We start from the raw sequence: 2,904 nt of genomic DNA on the forward strand, positions 1-2,904 counted from the left end.
AGCTTGCCGCCCACGGCCTCGGCCCCGCCCTTGTCGACCGTGTCCACCTTCACGCTCGCGTCCACCGGCAGCCCCATGTCCTGCGCGGGCGCGTCAAGCACCGTCAGGCGCACGTAGTAGGCGCCGGGCAGCGGGTCGTTCGCCCACGGCTCCGCCCAGGCGCGGACCGTGCGCAGCGTGCACGAGAGCCGCACCGTCGTGGTCCCGGCGGCGACCGTACGGGTCTGCGCGCCGTACCGGCACGCCTGCCGGCGCCGCAGCCCGTCGTAGACGTCGACCTGCCAGGTCTGCGCCCCGTGCCGCGCCCCCGCCGCCGGGAGCCGCACCTCCGCGCGCACCGTCGCCGAGCGCCCCGCGTCCCCGGGGTACACCCAGTACAGGTAGTCACCCGTCGCGGCGTGCGCCGTACCGCGCCGGCCCACGTCGAGCGCGGTCGCGGTGCGGAAGGAGGTGCCCGCCTCCGTGGGCGCCGCCCCCTTGTCGTCCCCGTCGTCGGCCCGTGCCGCGGCCGCGGGGCCGAGCGCGAGGCACAGCGCGGCGAGTGCCGCCCCCGCGCGCCGGGCGAGGGCTCCGGGCCTGTTCCGCGTCCTCATCAGTTGCTCCTCCACACCGTGACGCGCCAGCGTGAGACGAAGCCCCACACCAGTCCGGTCAGCAGACCCACCACCGCGAGCAGACCGAGCAGCCACCAGCCGTGCCCGAGCCCGAAGGAGGCCACGTCCGAGCCGTTCGAAGGACCGCCCACCACGTCGACCGTCAGTTCCAGCGGCAGACCGGGTGCCTTCGCGGTGCTCGCGCCCCGGTCGGTGAAGGAGTGCGTCACCTGGAGGCACACCGTCTCGGCCGGCGGCTCGTCGCCGTCGTCGTCATCGGCCTCCGGCTTCGGGTAGCGCAGCCCCGTCGAGAGCTGGTCGGTGCGCCCGGTCCCGGCCGCCTCGCCCCGTACGATCTCGCGTCCGCGCAGCGTCACCGCGCGCAGCAGCACGCCGCTGTCCGGCGCCACCGCGCGGTCCGCCGCGACCGTCACCGCCGCCCGCAACTCCTTGCCCGGCGCCAGTTCGACGCGGTACCAGCGGTGCTCGCCGATCCTCGCGCGGTCGCTGTACAGACCGGTCTTCAGCTCGGGCGCCTTCGCGCACTCCGCCGCGCCGGACACCGCCGAGGGCGTCACGACCGGGTCGGCCGCCCGGTGCACCAGCTGCTTGACGCGGCCGGAGAGGTCCTTCGTGTGCCGGACCGTCGTGTACGTCCCGCCCGTCGCCTCGGCGATGCAGCTGAGCTGGTCGCGCGTCTTCGCGTCGGGCACGAGGCCCAGGGTGTCCACGACGAGGTGCACGCCCTTCGCGGCGATCTCGCGGGCCACCTCGCAGGGGTCGCGGCGGCAGGTGTCCTCGCCGTCGGTGATCAGGACGATGCGTTTGGCCGCCTCACCGCCGCGCAGGTCCTCGGCCGCGCCGAGCAGCGCGGGACCGATCGGCGTCCACCCCGTGGGGGAGAGCGTCGCCACGGCCGCCTTCGCCTCGGTGCGGTCGGGGTGGCCGACCGGGTAGAGCTGCCGCGTGTCCTTGCAGCCGGTCTCGCGGTCCTCGCCCGGGTAGTCGGCGCCGAGCGTGCGGATACCGAGTTCCACGTCCTCGGGGACCGCGTCGAGCACCTCGTTGAAGGACTGCTTCGCCGCGGACATGCGCGAGGCGCCGTCGATGTCCTTCGCCCGCATCGAGCCGCTGACGTCGAGGACCAGTTCGACCTGGGGCGGCGCCTTGCCCGTATCGGGTTCGTCCGCCGCCCGGGCGGTTCCCCCCGGCAGCAGGGCCAGTGCGACGGCGAGCACGCCTCCGGCGGCCGTCACCCGGTATTTCATCAAGATCATCGTGGGATCGTACGGATAATCGCACGCGAAGCCAAAATAAGCCGTTCGGGGGACAGTTGACGGCCGTTCTGCTCCGGCTGCCGCCCACAGGGACGGAGACGCCCGGGCGGCACGTGTGGCGGGCGCGGGGCGGTGGAACGCGTGAGGCATGACAGAGAAAGACAGCCCCCGCTCGATGATGCCCCGCCTCGTGATCCTCGCGCCGCAGCCCGCCAACCCGCCGTTCCGGGTGGTCGAGGCGGACGGCCAGGTGGTCGGCGAGGCGACGGACGTGAAGGAGGTGGTGGCGGTCGCGCTCGCCCTCGGCCTCACCGCCGAGGACCTGGACGACCCCGACAAGGTGCTGTGGGTCGGCGGCGACCAGTACAGCTGGTCCCCGCGCTGAGCGGACCGCACCACCTTCGTGGCGGCGCCGGGCCGTCTCCGGCGGCGCCGCGCGTTCCCGGGCGCGCGACACCCCGTTCGTACGTCCTGCCCCGGGAGAGGGCACTTCCCCTGGTCCGGCCCCGCGCGGGCCCCGACGGCGGTACTCTCGGGCCCACCGCGTCTCCACCCCGTTCCCGAACCGGCCCGGCCCCGCGGGTGGATGCCCTGGGGGGCGTCCCGGTGCGGGCGGCATCCGGCGGGAGTGCCACCGGACGCGGCAGGCACCACCCCGGCAGGTGCCGGGGACCACCACCACGTCCAGGAAGTGAGTCGTCCGTGACCCAGGACCCCACCGAGGTGCAGAACCTCAAGGCCCAGTACGAGGCGAAAGTCGCCGCCGACCTGCACGCCAACACCGAGGAGCAGGCGAGGATCTCGCAGCAGATCGACGCGCTGCGCGAACGGCTCGGCGTCCTCGCCCACGAGCAGGGGATGCTGACGGAGGTGCAGCAGGCACTCGGCACCGCCCCCGCCACGACCGGCGGCGACGCGCCCGCCGCCGAGCCGGCGAAGGTGCCGCGCGCACGTGCGGCGGCCCCCGCGCGGACCCCCGCGCCCGCCGCCGCCCCCGGGACGGTGGCGGAGAAGGCGCCCGCCCGCACCACGGT

General features: G+C 75.0%; 3 protein-coding genes and 1 pseudogene. 2 read left to right on the plus strand and 2 right to left on the minus strand.

Annotation, left to right across the window (positions count from 1 at the left end; all coding sequences use genetic code 11):
• Positions 1-593, minus strand: a 593-nt coding sequence (locus SSBG_RS27705) for a hypothetical protein (RefSeq protein ID WP_008749361.1), incomplete at its 3' end; no start/stop codon positions are given.
• A complete protein-coding gene (locus tag SSBG_RS27710) occupies positions 593-1,870 on the minus strand; it encodes a VWA domain-containing protein (protein WP_234010667.1) in 1,278 nt (425 codons plus the stop codon). The genes SSBG_RS27705 and SSBG_RS27710, both read right to left, overlap by 1 nt.
• 148 nt (positions 1,871-2,018) lie before the next feature.
• Here SSBG_RS27710 and SSBG_RS27715 point away from each other — a divergent pair, with 148 nt between their 5' ends.
• The gene (locus tag SSBG_RS27715; RefSeq protein ID WP_199781416.1) at positions 2,019-2,255 is read left to right on the plus strand and encodes a hypothetical protein; all 237 of its coding nucleotides are present in this window, start codon (positions 2,019-2,021) and stop codon (positions 2,253-2,255) included.
• Between the two features lie 221 nt (positions 2,256-2,476).
• Positions 2,477-2,904 (plus strand): annotated as a pseudogene (locus tag SSBG_RS27720) (hypothetical protein); the annotation flags it as partial.

It is taken from the genome of Streptomyces sp. SPB074 (genome assembly GCF_000154905.1).
Lineage (GTDB): Bacteria > Actinomycetota > Actinomycetes > Streptomycetales > Streptomycetaceae > Streptomyces.

What these genes read in the sequence shown, in the direction of transcription:
- SSBG_RS27710 (WP_234010667.1), bottom strand. Translation starts at nt 1,870, where the DNA reads ATGATCTTGATGAAATACCGGGTGACGGCCGCCGGAGGCGTGCTCGCC.
- SSBG_RS27715 (WP_199781416.1), top strand. Translation starts at nt 2,019, where the DNA reads ATGACAGAGAAAGACAGCCCCCGCTCGATGATGCCCCGCCTCGTGATC.